The sequence below is a fragment of the Haloferax mucosum ATCC BAA-1512 genome, assembly GCF_000337815.1.
Lineage (GTDB): Archaea > Halobacteriota > Halobacteria > Halobacteriales > Haloferacaceae > Haloferax > Haloferax mucosum.
The window spans coordinates 37,365-51,037 of record NZ_AOLN01000017.1 but is presented as its reverse complement, the minus strand read 5'-3'; the positions used below and the strand labels follow the sequence as shown (position 1 = coordinate 51,037).

14 protein-coding genes and 2 tRNA genes are annotated in these 13,673 nt (G+C 58.9%); 10 read left to right on the top strand and 6 right to left on the bottom strand.

Annotated features, from left to right (window positions below):
- Positions 1-73: 73 nt before the first annotated feature.
- From C440_RS12145 to C440_RS12135, 4 genes are all read right to left on the bottom strand, one after another.
- Positions 74-2,119: an alkaline phosphatase PhoX gene (locus C440_RS12145; RefSeq protein ID WP_008320788.1), complete on the bottom strand. Its 2,046-nt coding sequence runs from the start codon at positions 2,117-2,119 to the stop codon at positions 74-76.
- Between the two features lie 141 nt (positions 2,120-2,260).
- Positions 2,261-2,722, bottom strand: coding sequence for a hypothetical protein (locus tag C440_RS12140; protein ID WP_008320787.1), 462 nt, complete (start codon positions 2,720-2,722; stop codon positions 2,261-2,263).
- Between the two features lie 295 nt (positions 2,723-3,017).
- On the bottom strand, positions 3,018-3,188 hold the full coding sequence (locus tag C440_RS17815; protein WP_008320786.1) for a hypothetical protein: 171 nt from the start codon (positions 3,186-3,188) through the stop codon (positions 3,018-3,020).
- Positions 3,188-4,261 carry an aldo/keto reductase gene (locus C440_RS12135; protein WP_008320785.1) on the bottom strand — a complete coding sequence of 358 codons (1,074 nt, stop codon included), beginning with the start codon at positions 4,259-4,261 and terminating at the stop codon, positions 3,188-3,190. Before C440_RS12135 ends, C440_RS17815 begins: the two co-directional genes overlap by 1 nt.
- Positions 4,262-4,470: 209 nt before the next feature.
- Here C440_RS12135 and C440_RS12130 point away from each other — a divergent pair, with 209 nt between their 5' ends.
- From C440_RS12130 to C440_RS12120, 3 genes are all read left to right on the top strand, one after another.
- A complete protein-coding gene (locus tag C440_RS12130; protein WP_008320784.1) occupies positions 4,471-5,388 on the top strand; it encodes an acyltransferase in 918 nt (305 codons plus the stop codon).
- A gap of 182 nt (positions 5,389-5,570) precedes the next feature.
- On the top strand, positions 5,571-5,867 hold the full coding sequence (locus C440_RS12125; RefSeq protein ID WP_008320783.1) for a DUF7577 domain-containing protein: 297 nt from the start codon (positions 5,571-5,573) through the stop codon (positions 5,865-5,867).
- A 50-nt stretch (positions 5,868-5,917) separates the two neighbouring features.
- Entirely contained in the window at positions 5,918-6,097 is a 180-nt protein-coding gene (locus C440_RS12120; protein ID WP_008320782.1) for a hypothetical protein, read from the top strand.
- Between the two features lie 99 nt (positions 6,098-6,196).
- On the opposite strand, the gene C440_RS12115 is transcribed toward C440_RS12120, so the two are convergent.
- Positions 6,197-6,267: transfer RNA gene (locus tag C440_RS12115), tRNA-Gly, on the bottom strand.
- A 221-nt stretch (positions 6,268-6,488) separates the two neighbouring features.
- Here C440_RS12115 and C440_RS12110 point away from each other — a divergent pair.
- Positions 6,489-7,319 carry an NAD+ synthase gene (locus C440_RS12110; protein WP_008320781.1) on the top strand — a complete coding sequence of 277 codons (831 nt, stop codon included), beginning with the start codon at positions 6,489-6,491 and terminating at the stop codon, positions 7,317-7,319.
- Between the two features lie 25 nt (positions 7,320-7,344).
- On the opposite strand, the gene C440_RS12105 is transcribed toward C440_RS12110, so the two are convergent.
- Positions 7,345-8,058 (bottom strand): enoyl-CoA hydratase/isomerase family protein, encoded by a 714-nt coding sequence (locus C440_RS12105; protein WP_008320780.1) that lies wholly within the window; start codon positions 8,056-8,058, stop codon positions 7,345-7,347.
- A gap of 60 nt (positions 8,059-8,118) precedes the next feature.
- On the opposite strand from C440_RS12105, the gene C440_RS12100 reads away from it, so the two are divergent.
- The 6 genes from C440_RS12100 (at position 8,119) to C440_RS12075 (ending at position 13,583) form a co-directional block, all read left to right on the top strand.
- On the top strand, positions 8,119-8,796 hold the full coding sequence (locus C440_RS12100; RefSeq protein ID WP_008320779.1) for a DUF7114 family protein: 678 nt from the start codon (positions 8,119-8,121) through the stop codon (positions 8,794-8,796).
- 78 nt (positions 8,797-8,874) lie between these two features.
- A tRNA-Thr gene (locus C440_RS12095) sits at positions 8,875-8,946 on the top strand.
- Positions 8,947-9,124: 178 nt separating this feature from the next.
- On the top strand, positions 9,125-10,330 hold the full coding sequence (locus C440_RS12090) for a tyrosine-type recombinase/integrase (protein ID WP_008320778.1): 1,206 nt from the start codon (positions 9,125-9,127) through the stop codon (positions 10,328-10,330).
- Positions 10,331-11,182: 852 nt separating this feature from the next.
- Complete coding sequence (locus C440_RS12085) at positions 11,183-12,094, top strand: nucleotidyltransferase family protein (RefSeq protein ID WP_049915793.1); 912 nt, start codon at positions 11,183-11,185, stop codon at positions 12,092-12,094.
- 55 nt (positions 12,095-12,149) lie between these two features.
- Positions 12,150-12,728 carry a Cap15 family cyclic dinucleotide receptor domain-containing protein gene (locus C440_RS12080; RefSeq protein ID WP_008320776.1) on the top strand — a complete coding sequence of 193 codons (579 nt, stop codon included), beginning with the start codon at positions 12,150-12,152 and terminating at the stop codon, positions 12,726-12,728.
- Between the two features lie 84 nt (positions 12,729-12,812).
- Positions 12,813-13,583 (top strand): hypothetical protein, encoded by a 771-nt coding sequence (locus C440_RS12075; RefSeq protein ID WP_008320775.1) that lies wholly within the window; start codon positions 12,813-12,815, stop codon positions 13,581-13,583.
- The last annotated feature ends 90 nt before the right edge of the window (positions 13,584-13,673 follow it).

Sequence of the window (13,673 nt, the reverse complement as noted above, 5' to 3'; positions counted from 1 at the left end):
GTATATTAAGATACAAAAACACGTCGTTGGAGCGGTTCTGTGACCTCGGTTTGCTTTCGGACTCGTCGCGTCGTCAGCGCGGACCGTCGCCGTCTCCAAGACCGTCTTCCGGAGTATAGACGTACAGACAGTCGTTTTTGTACGACCGGCCGAACTGGTCGGCGTCTTCACAACAGAGCACGCGGCCGTCGTCCAGCACGGAGAGATTGTCAACGTTGATGAGTGCGTCGTCGGCGATAGCGGCCGGGTCGCTGGCGTCGGGACCGACGATGACGGGTTCGAGCGTCGAGACGTTGTAGTCGGATTCGAGTTCGGCGCGGTAGACGACGCCGCCATCGACGCGCTCGACTTGGAGCGTCCCCATCTCGTTCGACATGTCGTCGTTGAGTTCCGAGATGCCGAAGTAGACGTAGTCGCCGGGAGCGGCCGCTTCGACGCTGTCGATTCCTTCGGCCTTGTTGAACTCGATGGTCGCGCCGATTTCCTTCGCGGCCGCGCGGGTTTCGATGAACGGGACGCGACGGAGCGCTTCGTCCACGCCGTCGGGACCGCGGGTTTCGTACTGGTCGGCCCACTCGACGATTTCCTCGTCGGTGACGTAATCGCGGTTGCCGCCTTCGATGACGGCCTTGTCGGCCGCTTCGAGAATCTCGGGGGTCACCTCGTCGCCGTCCATCCAGTCGGTGTGGGTTTCGAGATACTCGACCTGTGTGATGTCGTCGTACTCCGCAATCCACGACTCGACTTCGGCGTTGCTCGCGTAGCCGAGTTCGACCCATTCGATTTCGAGGTCCACGTCGGCCGCCGGGCGTTCGACCGCGGCGTCTCTGTTCGTCACGTACGGTGCGTAGAGCGTGCCGGCGACGTCCATCGGGTCGTCGTAACTCGGAATCGGCCGGTCGGCGACGAACTTGTAGATTCCCTTGCTGTCGCCGTCTGAGGCGAGATAGACCGTTCGCTCGTCGGACTGCACGTCGGGACACTCCCACGCGGCCCGGCCCATGACGTAGTATTTGACCGGTTCGGGTGTCTCGGCGGCGGGGTCGCGGAAATCGACGATGTAGCCGTAGCGGTACGGGTTCGGGTACTCGTCACCGATGGGCGTCAGGTCGTTTTTGCCGCCGGCGGACTGGTCTACGGGGTCCGCGCCGAGGTAGTACGCCAGATGTTCGACGCCGGTGATAGCCCAGTACCCTTGGACGTTCCACGCGTCGTCGTAGTACGATTCGACTGCGCTTTGAATCTGGCTCGGGTTGGGCCGGTTCCAAAATTCGTGTGCACCGCGGAGACCCTTGCCGGTCCCCTGTTCGACGATATCACCAACCGAAGCGGTCAGGGCGACGCGTGGGTGACCGTAGTTCTCCTCTGCGGAGAGCATCGTCTCCCACGGACTCAGGTCGCCGTAACAGTTGATTCGAGTGCCGCCGAGTTCGCGGAGCGCCGCAGTGTTTGCGAGGTTGCGTGCGTTTTCGAGGTCGGCTTCCCACTCGCCGTCTTCGGTCTGGCTGAGCGGAATCCGCGAGACGTTGCCCGGACTCGCCTCCCAGTTGGTAAACAGGTAGCCCTCGGTGCCCTCGTCGTTCGTGGCGACGAACTGGTTGCAGTCGGGAGTGTAGCCCGCGTCGGCGTACTGCGACCCGCTGAAGTTTTCGCTCGTGATGTTCGTCCCGTCGGGAGTCTGCGGAACGCCGAGGAGTTCCGTTCCGCCGTTGATACGGTCGCGCTCGCGGGCCAGTATCTCGTAGTCGCCAGCGGCGGACCGGACCGTCCGTCGTTCTTCGTTCGTCTCGGGCGTCGCTAACTCCTCGAAGTCGCTGTCGCCGTCGAACGAGAACTGAAAGTCAGAGAAGTAACCGACGGCCGCCTTGTCGTAGGGTGCCGGATTTTCGCGGTCTGGATGTTGGAGACTGTACAAGAGCGTTCCGTCGCCGAACACGAACGGACCGGTCACCTCTGCACCGAACGCCGTCGTCGAAAAGCGCTTGAGATCTCCCCGAACCAGCGGCGCTCGTGACGTGTCTACATCTTCAGCCGTCGTTCTTCCAGCGCCGACTACGCTCGCCCCCAGCGCGGCGGCCGCCGACGTTGCCATGAGATTCCGTCGAGTGAACTCGACCATACAAATGTGCTCTCGGAACCATCTGTCCTTTAATTTTATATTATTTCGAATGTGTAATATTTACCGGACTAGAGCGCTCTGTGAGATATATACTGTTCATTGGATGAGTTGTCAATCAGGTATCTGTTGGTCGGTGCGGCTCTATGCCGATTCTGTCACCAAAGTCTCTTCGAGCTGTTCGTCGTCGAGTTCCTCGACACCATCTCGAATCTCCTGTGCACGACGACGAACGGTCGCGATGTACCGCTCGATGCGTGCCCGCTTTTTTCCGTAGAACGACGCGACCCAATGGATATCCGCGTACGGTTGGGTCAGGAAGTACGCCGCCAGCGTGTCGCGTCCGGCTTGAATGACCTCCGGTGGGACGCCACGTTCTCCCGTACCCACCTCGATAAAGCCGTTTACGTCGAAGTAGATATCTGCGTACAGCGTCGCCAGTTCCGGGTCGTCGAATTCGACTCCCTCGTGTTCCGGCGCGGTGAATCGATACCGCTGACCTCCCGTCTCGGACGCGGTGTACTCGACAATTCGCACGCCGAGGGCGTACTCCTTGTACAGCATCTCCGACTCCTCACCGACTGTTGGTCGTTCTGGTTTCGACATGGTGTGTAGTTCGTCGCCGACGCGCGGTGGTGCGTTCGAGCGACCGTACCGACGGTCTTTCCAGCGGAGGCTGTAGTAGATTTATATGTAGGGTATATACCACTTTAGAGCGGTCAACAGGTGCCTATTGGTGCCCAACAGTCTCGGCGGCGTTCGTTTAATTCGGACGGTCTCCCGGTTCAGCCTCTCAGCGTCGAATTGATTCGAGTCGAAAAACAGACGTTCGCTTCTCGTTTCGCCCCTGACGAACCTGCCGCGAGCCGGGCGACACAGCCGCAGTCGCGGGCGAAGGGACTCAGCGACCGTCTACGACGTACTTTGCAACGCCGAAGACGCCGGTGAACAGTGTTGCGATAACCCACTTCCCGGCGTCGTCACCTCGCTTTTTGGCGTCGAGGTGAACCAGCCATGCGAGCGTGACGTGCGCGATGGCGGTAAGTCCGAGGACCGTTCGCAGACGAACCATCAGGCTTCGTTGCGTGCGCCTTCCGCGACGCGCTTGTCGAGTCCGGCGGCGCGGATGTCGTCACCATCGACGGAGGAACGGAGAGCGTCCATCCCGTCGAAGCGGTCGATACCGAAGTTATCCTCGTAGAGGTCGGCAACGCGGGTCATCTCGTCGTCCGTGAGTTTCGGAACGTCGGATGCTTTGGCCCACTCGTCGATGTCGTCTTTCGTGCGGAACGTCGGCGTGACGGCCGCGGTCGCGTCGAAGCCGAGCAGGAACGCGATGGTCGCTTGGGCCATCGTTCGCTCGCCGTCGCGTTCGAGGAAGCGGAGTTCTTCGAGTTTCTCCCATCCCGTTTCGTACCACTCGTCGGGGCGGAATCCGCGGTGGTCGCCGGTGCCGAGTTCGGTTTCGGGTCGGACCTGTTCGTTCAGGAGACCCGAGGAGTGCGGGACGCGCGCGATGAGGCTTGTGGAGGAACCGGTCTCCTCGATAGTGTCGAGGAAGTGGTTGCCAACGTCCTGTTCGAAGGCGTTCCAGACGATTTGGAGAGCGTCGAACTCCTCTTCGATGGCCATGTCGCCTTCGGCGAGCCACCCGATAGAGGGACCGAGCGCCCAGCCGGTGGCCTTGATGAGACCCTCTTCTTTCAGCTCGTCGAGAGCTTCGAGTACGTCGGGCGTGACCTCGTCCACGTTCGCGTTGTGGAGTTGGAGGAGGTCTACGTACTCCATGTCGAGCCGTTCGAGGCTCTTTTCTGTCGCCTCGCGGACCCACTCGCCGGTAATCTCCTTGGGGAGTTCGCCGTGGCCAGCCTGCGGGTTGTTGTAGAAGTCGTAGCCGATTTTGGTGGCGACGGTGACCTCGTCGCGGTAGTCGGCGAGCGCCTCGCCGACGACCTCCTCGGAGTGGCCGTGACCGTACACGTCGCCCGTATCGAAGAAGTTGATGCCCCGGTCGATGGCGTGATGGAGCATCTCGATAGAGTCTTCGTCGGAGCGGTCGCCCCACCAGTCGGTCCCGACGACCCACGCACCGAAGCCGACCTCGCTGACTTCGATACCGGAGGTGCCGAGTTCGCGGTAGTGCATACGCGGGCCTAGGGAACGGGGTGACTTATTCCGTGTGTTTCGTTCCCGTAGGCTGGGAACAATTTGACCCACCGCCTCTCGACCGCGTGCGTTCTCCTGTTTTTCCGCACTGCTTCGACTCCTAAAACCAGTGAATATTGCTTGTACAGCGTCTGTAGCCACTCTGCACAACCGAATCCATTTGAACGTCGGAACCCAACCGTGGCGCAATGACGAAAGTCCACGTTTCGCTCCCGGAGGACGCCGAAGACGGAGTGCAGGCGTTCATCGACGAGGTCGACGACCGTCTCGCGTCGGACGAAGACACTTGCACGGTCGTTCGGGACACGCTCATCGACTTGTTCGGCGACCGCGAAGCGTGGGAGCGGTGGCAAAGCGGCAAGCCAGTCTCACCGGCGACTCGGGTCCGATTGCAGGGCTACGACCCGTGTAACGCGACGCTCGAAGCCGAGTACTACGCCGACAAAGACGACGCGACGTTCGAGCGGTCGAAACATCTCCAGTGGCTCTGGCGGCAGTTCGATGCGACCCCGATGGCAGACAACGTCGAATTCGCCCTTCGATTCCGACAGATGCTCGCAACCCACCTCTTCGAGGAGGCGGGCGACAATCTCCGCATCTTCAAGGGCGTCACCTTCTCGTACGGCCACAACATCTCGGTCGGCGACAACACGGTCATCCACGACGACGTCCACCTCGACGACCGCGGAAAACTCACACTCGGCGACCGCGTCTCGATTTCGGATAGCGTCCACATCTACAGTCACGCCCACGACACCGTAGACCAGACCGAAGTCCGAAACTATCACACCACCATCGGCGACGACGCGCGCATCACGTACGACGCGATGGTCAACGCCGGTGTCTCGGTCGGTAAAAACGCCATCGTCGGCGCTCGGTCGGTCGTGCAGGGCGACGTTCCCGCACACCACATCGCGGTCGGCTCTCCCGCAAAGAGCGTGAAAATAAAGCCCGGCTTCGAAGACGTGGCCGAACCGCTCGACGCCGCCGACGAACGCCGCGCCGACGAGCGCGAACTTCCCTACACGCTCCCGGACGATATCGACGTTTTCGATGAGTTCGACCGCGACCTCGGCGGACCAATTCAACCGCACCGAACCGAGTAGTCCAACCTCCTCAGTCCGATTCTGATTGTTCTGGCGTTCGACGCCGCGAGGCGCTTCCGATCTCCACACACGAGTGAGCGACCCACGACCGAACCACCCGGCCGCAGGAGTCGTTTTCAGGGCCGCACCCCGTGGGAACGACCGAAGGACCGATATATCATGCTAACGTAGGTCAATGTGTGATGGACGCCTGGGGTTGGATTGTCGTCTACGCCCTCGGATTGACCTTGCTCCAGCTACTGGTTTACCGGTACCTGCTCAACGGCGGGGAGCCGACACTCGGAGACAGTTCCGGCCGCGATTCCGACCGCTCGGAGCGGTACGTCCACCCCGAAATCGCCGCCTCGTTCGAGGACCGCTCTCAGACTGGCGTGCAGACCACGCCGACCGGCGAGCGTATCTGTCCGAACTGCGGTGCGGAAAACGAGCCCGACACGACGTTCAGTCTCTGTTGGAACTGCACCCGACGCCTGCACTGACAGGTCTCGGCCGAGTCCGTTTTACGACCCCTCGATAAACTACGCGTGTTATGGCCGACGACCAGGAACTCCACGGTGAAATCGACGCCCTCGCCCGCGACATCGAACGGGCGATTCTCGAATTCGACTCGGCCCTCGAACGCCACGCCGCGATTCGCCAGACCGCCCGTGAGCCGGTGTTCCGCTCCGAATCGCCCGAGTTCGACGACGTACAAAACCTGTTTTTCTGACCTCTCGGCGCGGGACGTTCGGTGTTCGGGATGCGAACGCTGTGAGTGTGTTCATAGGACTCAGAGCCTCCGGCTCTTCGTCTAGTTCCGTTCAAAAGATGCGCCGACCGGGAATTGAACCCGGGCTACGAGCTTGGGAAGCTCGTGTCCTACCACTGGACCATCGGCGCTCACTCGGTTGCTTCGTGTATCACACTGTTTTGCGCTCTGACACGTGCGCTGTCTCACGTTCGCTCGACAACACATCGACACGCAGTGAAGCAAAAAGCCGTAGACGGCGTGGACACTTGAACATAGCGCTTCACCCGATATGCGACCTTGAAAGTGGACGCCTGTCCAGCCTGTCTGCGCGACGAGTGACTATTTGGCCTCGCAGTCCTAACCGGATTCCATGACGGATGTTGACGTTCTCTCGGAAGACGCGCCCCTCGACCTGCGCCTTTCCGACGCCGAACTCGAAGCACACCGCGAACACATCACGACGTTCATCAGAGACACTGTCGCGGCCGCGGGTGCCGACGGTGCGGTCCTCGGTCTCTCCGGCGGCATCGACTCGACGCTCACCGCCTTCCTCGCGGTCGAAGCACTCGGCGAAGACGGACTCCACGGACTCATCATGCCGAGTGTGGCCAACGCCGAAGATATGATGAGCGACGCCGAGGCCGTCGCCGAGATGCTCGGCATCACATACGACGTGGTCGAAATCCAGCCCATCGCGGAGACGTTCTTCAACACTTTCCCCGAAGCGGCGAACGACCGCATGGCCGCGGGGAACGTCTACGTCCGCGCTCGCGGCGTCCTCAACTACTTCGTCGCCAACCACGAGAACTGCATCGTCCTCGGAACGGGCAACCGCGCGGAAGCCATGACGGGCTACTTTACGAAGTACGGCGACCAAGCGGTCGATTGCAACCCCGTCGGCAACCTCTACAAACAGCAGGTTCGCCAACTGGCGGCTCACGTCGGCGTTCCCGAAGGCCTCGTGATGCAGACGCCATCCGCGGAGATGTGGTCCGGCCAGACCGACGAGAAGGAACTCGGCTTGACCTACGACGTCATCGATGCGGTTCTCGCGCTCCACATCGACGGACCGCTCTCGGCGTCCGCGACAGTACGCAATTTCGACATCACCGAAGCGCAAATCGAACGCGTCGTGGAGTTGTACGAACAGAGTGCCCACAAGCGCTCGATGCCGCCCGCGCCGCCGTCGCTCGACCGCTAATCACCGACCGGGTCCCCCGACCAGCCTAGTCTCTTCTCGACGAGGCGATGGCATCGACATTCGAGCGGTGCAGTTCAGCGAATCCCGCCGCCTCGGCTTCGAACCGTTCGTTGTCGGGACTGCGGTCTCGGAGTCGCTGTTTGATGATTCGGAGCGATCGGTGGTCGTTGCCAGCTATCGAGTCGGCGACTCTCCGCGGGTCGTCTACGATTCGAGAGACGAGACCCATCCGAAGCGCCTCGTCGGCGTCTACGACCCGGCCGGAGAGCGAAAATTCGAGGGCGTGACCCTCGCCGACGATGCGCGGCAGGCGAACCGTCCCGCCCCACGCGCCGAATAGGCCGAGTCGGACGCCCGGCTCGCCAAGTGTCGAACGCGGGGTTGCAACCCGCACGTCACACGCCAACGCCAGTTCGACGCCGCCGCCGCGAGCCGCGCCGTCGATACCGGCGACGACGACCGACTCGGACGATTCGATGGTGTCGGCGACACGCTGGCCTAACCGGGCGAATCCCTCGGGGTCTGGAAGCCTGGAGTCGTCGTCGAGGTCTGTGACGCTATCGAGGTCGGCACCGGCGCAAAACGCCGGCCCGTGTCCGCGCAGCAGGACGACCGGTGTGTCTGTTTCGTCGATTGTCTCGTCGAGGGCTTCGAGGTCGGTCGGTCTGAGCGCGTTTCGTTGCTCCGGTCGGTCGATGGTGACGACCCGTAGGTCGCCGTCGTCCGTTGTCCGTATCATACGCCCGTTGTGCCGCGGTTTTCCAAAGGTCTTTGCCCTCCCAACCGTAAGTCTCGGCCGATGGACGACGCCGTGCGAGCCCGTGAGGCCGCGCGCGAGGCCCTCTCCGATATCGAACCCGAGGCCCTTCGCGTGGCGCTGGACGAACGCCTCGACGCCGCCTCCCTGACGCCGGCGGTGCTTACTTTCGTGAGCGCGCGGGCTGTCGAACCGAAAGCCGACCTGAACGGCATGGCATCCCGAGCCGCCGGAGTACAACTCATCTACGAGGGGCTTCGGCTCACCCGCTTGCTCGCACAGGACGAGCCGTGGGCACACCTCGACTCGCCCGAGGATGACACCGACGCCGACTTAGAAATCCTCGCCGCGGACGTGTTGGTCTCGCGCGGGTTCTACCTCCTCGCTCGCACCGAGGCGGCCGACCACGCCGTCGAGACAGTCCGCGCCTTTGGCCGCGACCAGACGCGCCTCCGGACCGCGCCGGAATCCGAGCGAGCGGCGCTCGACGGTAACTTAGCGGTGAACATCTGCACGCTCGCCGTCGTCGCCGGTACGACTGCCGTCGGTTCGCCACCGCCGACCGCACTCGTCGAGTACGCGGCCGGCTTGGCGGAGACGTACGACGGGGACTTCTCCCCGGCGGCGGAGGCGATTTCCGAATCGACCGTCGAGCGCATCGCGGCACTCTACCGCGGCGGCGCGACCGACGACCCGGTCACCTCGACGGCCGACCGATAATCGACATACGCTACCACGGTTCCGGGTCGTTTCGAATCGAAACCCCTAAAGAGTAACCCGGACAACGAAGGAATGCGTGCCTGGGTAGCTTAGCGGTAAAGCGCGTCCTTGGTAAGGACGAGACCCCGAGTTCAAATCTCGGCCTAGGCTTCCTGCGTTTCACGGCTTCTCGCGCCATTTTACGATTCTCTATGGAGAGAATAAAATATGCGCAAGAAAGCCCGAAAACGCTACACGGCAACCCCGACGCCGTCTTGCGATTTCGTTAGTTGTCAGGACACTATAACGAACGCCCCCGCGCAGTCACCCGATTCGGGGGTGAACCCGCGTGACTAACCGCCCCGACCCGCTCGACAACATCCCCAACGACCTCCCCGACGACGGGGACGACTTCGGGATTCCACCCGCACCCGAACCCGTGGAGTTCGACTTCCCGCTCGTTAGCGAACGCTCCGAAGCAGACCTCGAAGGCTTCGGGCTGAATATGGTGGACGACTACCGCGACTTCAAAGAGGAAGTGCTGACGTGGTTAGCTACCTACGGCAAGCATCCAGAGAAGGGTGAAGGGCTGTCGGAGACGACCCTCAAGAGTACGCACTACAAGCTGGAAACGGTGTTCCGCTGGCTCTGGAAGTACGAGGACAAGTACACCACGGAGTTCACGCCCGAACACGCAGACCGCTTCATCGACCTCCTGAATCAGACGGACTCGATGATAGACTCCACCGTCCTCCACCACGCGAAGGACATTAAGCGGTTCTTCAAGTTCACCAACCACGTCTACGGGACGGACTACGAGTGGGAACCGAAGCCGCAACTGAGTCAGTCGAACGGTGACGAACGGGCGTACCTTCGCCGGGCCGCGTTCCAGCCCCTGTATGAAGCGGCGCTCGATTACGGCTCGATGAAAAGCTACCACACCGATATGTCCTCGGAGGAACGCGAGCGGTTGAAGCTGTATCTGTCGCAACGGTTCGGCGTTCCGAAAGAGAAGGTTGGGCCGGAAGACTTCAAGAAGGCGAACTCGTGGAAGGTTCCCTCGATGATTGCGGTGACACTCGACACCGGGCTTCGACCCATCGAGGTGGGGCGAGCAAAGGTGTCGTGGGTGAATCTCGAAGACAACGAACTCAACGTCCCGAAGGAGGACTCCACGAAGAACGAGGGGCATTGGAACTGTTCGTTGAAGAAGCGAACCGCGACGGTGCTGGAACGCTGGTTAGACGAACGCGCGTCCTACGACAAGTACGCCGACCGCGACGAACTCTGGTTGACAAAGCGCGGGACGCAGTATGGAAAGGACTCGTGTAACTACCTGCTGGACACACTCATCGAGCGGGGGAACGTCCCGATACCGGCTCACCAGAATATCTCGTGGTACGCGATACGGCACGGGGTCGCCACTTATTGGGCGAATCACGTCGGGCCGCATCACGCGAAGGAACAGCTCCGGCACAAGAGCATCAATACGACGATGAAGTACCTCCACTCGGACGCGGAGACACGGAACGACGCCGTCGAACAAATCTGGTAGTGGGTCGTCGCCGTCGCGGTTAACTCCGTGACGCCGTCGAACCCGACCTACGCGGTACCCCGCATCGAGGGGTGGAACTGACCCGCCGAAACTATCAGAATACACTCATACTGGGCGGCCAGTCTCCGGTAGCGCGCCCGAGAACTGTCAGGACGAAGTACGATACGGAATTGTTAGTGATTCCCCGATATTCTGTTGAATACGAGGTAAAACGCCGTTATTACTGCTAAATTGGGATACTACGCCCGGAAGACATATTCAATATCTGGTAGTTAGTATATAAACACCCCACATCCTACATTAACCCTTTACCATTAATGGTAGTGAGGAGCGGCGAACGGCGACTACGGAGGAAACACACTAATTATCTACTCTCTTATACATACACTCTGTAGATTTCACCGAGGTTCAACGCATCGAGGCTTGGTCACAAGTAAGCGATACACTCAGAGAGTAGCCGTAGGTTCCCGAACCCCTCGATGCGGTCAAACACTCAGAGTAAAACACAGAGAGGTACAGCCACAGAGGGAGCCACCGCGCGCCGGTCGCCGCCGGCTCACCCATCACCGAAAGACGGGGGAGCCTGCTACTTCATCATTCCCCGACTGACGACGACGCCGGAAGTATCTCCCCCTCGATGCGTCGATTCCCGTAAGCCCCACCCCGTTGGTGTTCCCCGTGACACCAGCGGGGCTTTTTTGCGTTCTGGAAGAACGTCATCGGCATCAACTTCTAACAAGCTCTGCATATCGGAAACCGTGGTTAATCTATTCGACGTCCACTTTCACTCCCCTTTGGCGGCCTTTTAGTTCACTTAGATTGGAGAATTAGTCAATTGAGGCGAGGCCACTTATGGGAATCCCTACCTCCGTACTCGAAAGTTGGAAGCAAGAAGGCCCCGTTCAGACATCGAGTGATACACTCGGTGTAATCAAACGAGCACTTGATAGCGACCGCTCGGCACTAAGCCAGTTCGAACACAGCTACAAGGTTCATCTTCAAGGTTCCTACAAGAATACGACGAACACCATCAACTCAGAGGCGGACGTGGATATTGTTGTGAAGTGTACTGGCCCTTGGACACGGAATCTGGATGACCTTAGTCCAGCCGAGCAAGAACGATACGAGAATTGGGTGACCTCCTCTGATTATAACTCTCGTGACTTTCGTGATGATGTACTCACCTCTCTGAAACGCTACTTCAACCGAGGTAACGTGACGAATGACAACAAGGCAATAAAAGTCGATTCAGAAGGGACACCTCTCCCGAGAAAGGCCGACGTAGTTCCCTGTCTTCAGTACCGGGTTTACCATTCCTTCCCCAATCCGGACGACGCACAGTTTACCGAAGGAATGTGGTTCAAGCCTCCAACAGAAGATAGAGTCATCATCAACTATTCGCTGGAACACTACGAGCAGGGTGTCGATAAAATGGAGGCGACCGATGGGAACTACAAGGAGACCGTCCGGATGTTCAAGAAAGCCCGCGACTTTGCCGTTGACCGTGGACACTTAGAGGCGGATGTCGCCTCTTCGTACTTCCTCGAATGTTTGCTGTATAATGTCGATGATGGCCTATTTACAGAGTCGCTTCGAGACCGCTATGAGAGTATTCTTGGCTGGCTGGAAATCGCGGACTTCTCCACATTTACCGAACAGAGCGAGATGCGGCCGCTATTTGATTCTACTGACCCGGACAAATGGGATACGCAGTCAGCAGAGGACACGGTCGCAGGCCTGAATGAGTTATGGGAGGAGTGGTGAACTTGTGCATCCCTATTCAACTCCTACTCGTCGATGGAAAATCATCGGCGTATTGATGGCTATAGCCCTCGGAATTACTTCTACTATCAACCAATTCCTTATAGCACTAAATTTCGATGTAGTGGGTATTTCGGCATTTGCGGTATTCACTGGATTTTACCTCGGTTTCGACTATATTGGCTGGCGATTACCGGGGATTCAACGCGTATTGGCAACCCCCGATTTGAATGGGACTTGGAAAGGAAAGTTCAATTCCTCCTTCGTGGAGGACAGTGACGATAGTCAATCTAACGGAGAGGATGAATGTGGGCCACGGCTGGAAGTTCAGCAACGATGGTCGATGATTGAAGTCATATTTGTTAATCCGGGGTCTTCACGTTCTGAAAGCACCAGTGCGACTATTCGTACTGACAAGAGCGACCCCGAGATTCTATTCACATACCGGAATCGAAAAACGGGTGACGAGTTACCGGAGACTCAACGAATACACGAAGGCACGAACCGGCTTCGGCTTGTTACAGGCGAGGAGGGGAACGCAGTTCTCGAAGGAGACTACTATACAGACGAGCAGAGGAATAATCACGGGTATATGCGCTTTGAGCGCAAAAGCAAGAGAAGAATACTGGATTTCTGAGCGATTCCTCTCCGATTCTGAGTCCGGTTTTACTTTCACTCCGGTAAGGTCAGTTTTACTGTCATTCCTCTTCAAACACATATTATGGCTGAAGAAGTACGACTCAGGTTCGGTGTCCTTGACCCCCAAGACGATGGCCCTCCAACGACGAACGACCTTGAAAGCCGATTAGTGAAACAACAGACACAACTCTCCACCCCGAACTCTCGTCCTGAGCGGGTGTTTACCGACCTGACTGACGGCTATTTCCTTGAGTTCTCTACCGAAGTTGAGAGTGAATATCAGACTCTCGGAGACAACGGAATAGAAGACCACACCCACGAAGAAGCATATTCCGCACGAGTACTCTATTTCGATGATGGCGGTTTTATATTCGAGTCACGGGAGGATATTCCCGACGAACGAATCCCGGCCTTCCTACTGAGTAAGTCGCCTGAAGACGCGGAAGACGACTATCACATCTTCCAAGACTTCCAGCAAGAGCATATTCGACAGGAATACAGGAATGCCAATGAAGTGAGCCGTATCAAATTCGGCCAACTCGGGAATATTAGTGCAGACGACCACGACTTATCAGGTTTAATCAGCGAGTTGGGCGACGAGGTGGGCTACCTACAATTAAGCCGGGGATACACACAATCGCGCAACCTCAAACGCTCAGATTTGGTCGATAGATTCGTTGAACTGTCCACCATTCGCCAACTCACCTACTACAACTCCGACGACGAGCGATTGGGGATTACCGACTCGGGTCGGCTTGTCTTCCAAATACCCGAGAATAACGTTGAAGCGGAGGTTTCCGAACTCCGAGAGAAGGCGGAACCTTTCCTCCGGAAACTACTGGCAGACTATTAGCTCTCAACGGGCGGACGGATTTGAGTACCCCTACGTTTATCACCATTTCCGAACCAGAATCGAGTAACCTACTCCGGATTCATCAATGTC

Coding starts and splice junctions, on each gene's coding strand:
- C440_RS12145 (WP_008320788.1), bottom strand. CDS start 2,119: ATGGTCGAGTTCACTCGACGGAATCTCATGGCAACGTCGGCGGCCGCC.
- C440_RS12140 (WP_008320787.1), bottom strand. CDS start 2,722: ATGTCGAAACCAGAACGACCAACAGTCGGTGAGGAGTCGGAGATGCTG.
- C440_RS17815 (WP_008320786.1), bottom strand. CDS start 3,188: ATGGTTCGTCTGCGAACGGTCCTCGGACTTACCGCCATCGCGCACGTC.
- C440_RS12135 (WP_008320785.1), bottom strand. CDS start 4,261: ATGCACTACCGCGAACTCGGCACCTCCGGTATCGAAGTCAGCGAGGTC.
- C440_RS12130 (WP_008320784.1), top strand. CDS start 4,471: ATGACGAAAGTCCACGTTTCGCTCCCGGAGGACGCCGAAGACGGAGTG.
- C440_RS12125 (WP_008320783.1), top strand. CDS start 5,571: ATGGACGCCTGGGGTTGGATTGTCGTCTACGCCCTCGGATTGACCTTG.
- C440_RS12120 (WP_008320782.1), top strand. CDS start 5,918: ATGGCCGACGACCAGGAACTCCACGGTGAAATCGACGCCCTCGCCCGC.
- C440_RS12110 (WP_008320781.1), top strand. CDS start 6,489: ATGACGGATGTTGACGTTCTCTCGGAAGACGCGCCCCTCGACCTGCGC.
- C440_RS12105 (WP_008320780.1), bottom strand. CDS start 8,058: ATGATACGGACAACGGACGACGGCGACCTACGGGTCGTCACCATCGAC.
- C440_RS12100 (WP_008320779.1), top strand. CDS start 8,119: ATGGACGACGCCGTGCGAGCCCGTGAGGCCGCGCGCGAGGCCCTCTCC.
- C440_RS12085 (WP_049915793.1), top strand. CDS start 11,183: ATGGGAATCCCTACCTCCGTACTCGAAAGTTGGAAGCAAGAAGGCCCC.
- C440_RS12080 (WP_008320776.1), top strand. CDS start 12,150: ATGGCTATAGCCCTCGGAATTACTTCTACTATCAACCAATTCCTTATA.
- C440_RS12075 (WP_008320775.1), top strand. CDS start 12,813: ATGGCTGAAGAAGTACGACTCAGGTTCGGTGTCCTTGACCCCCAAGAC.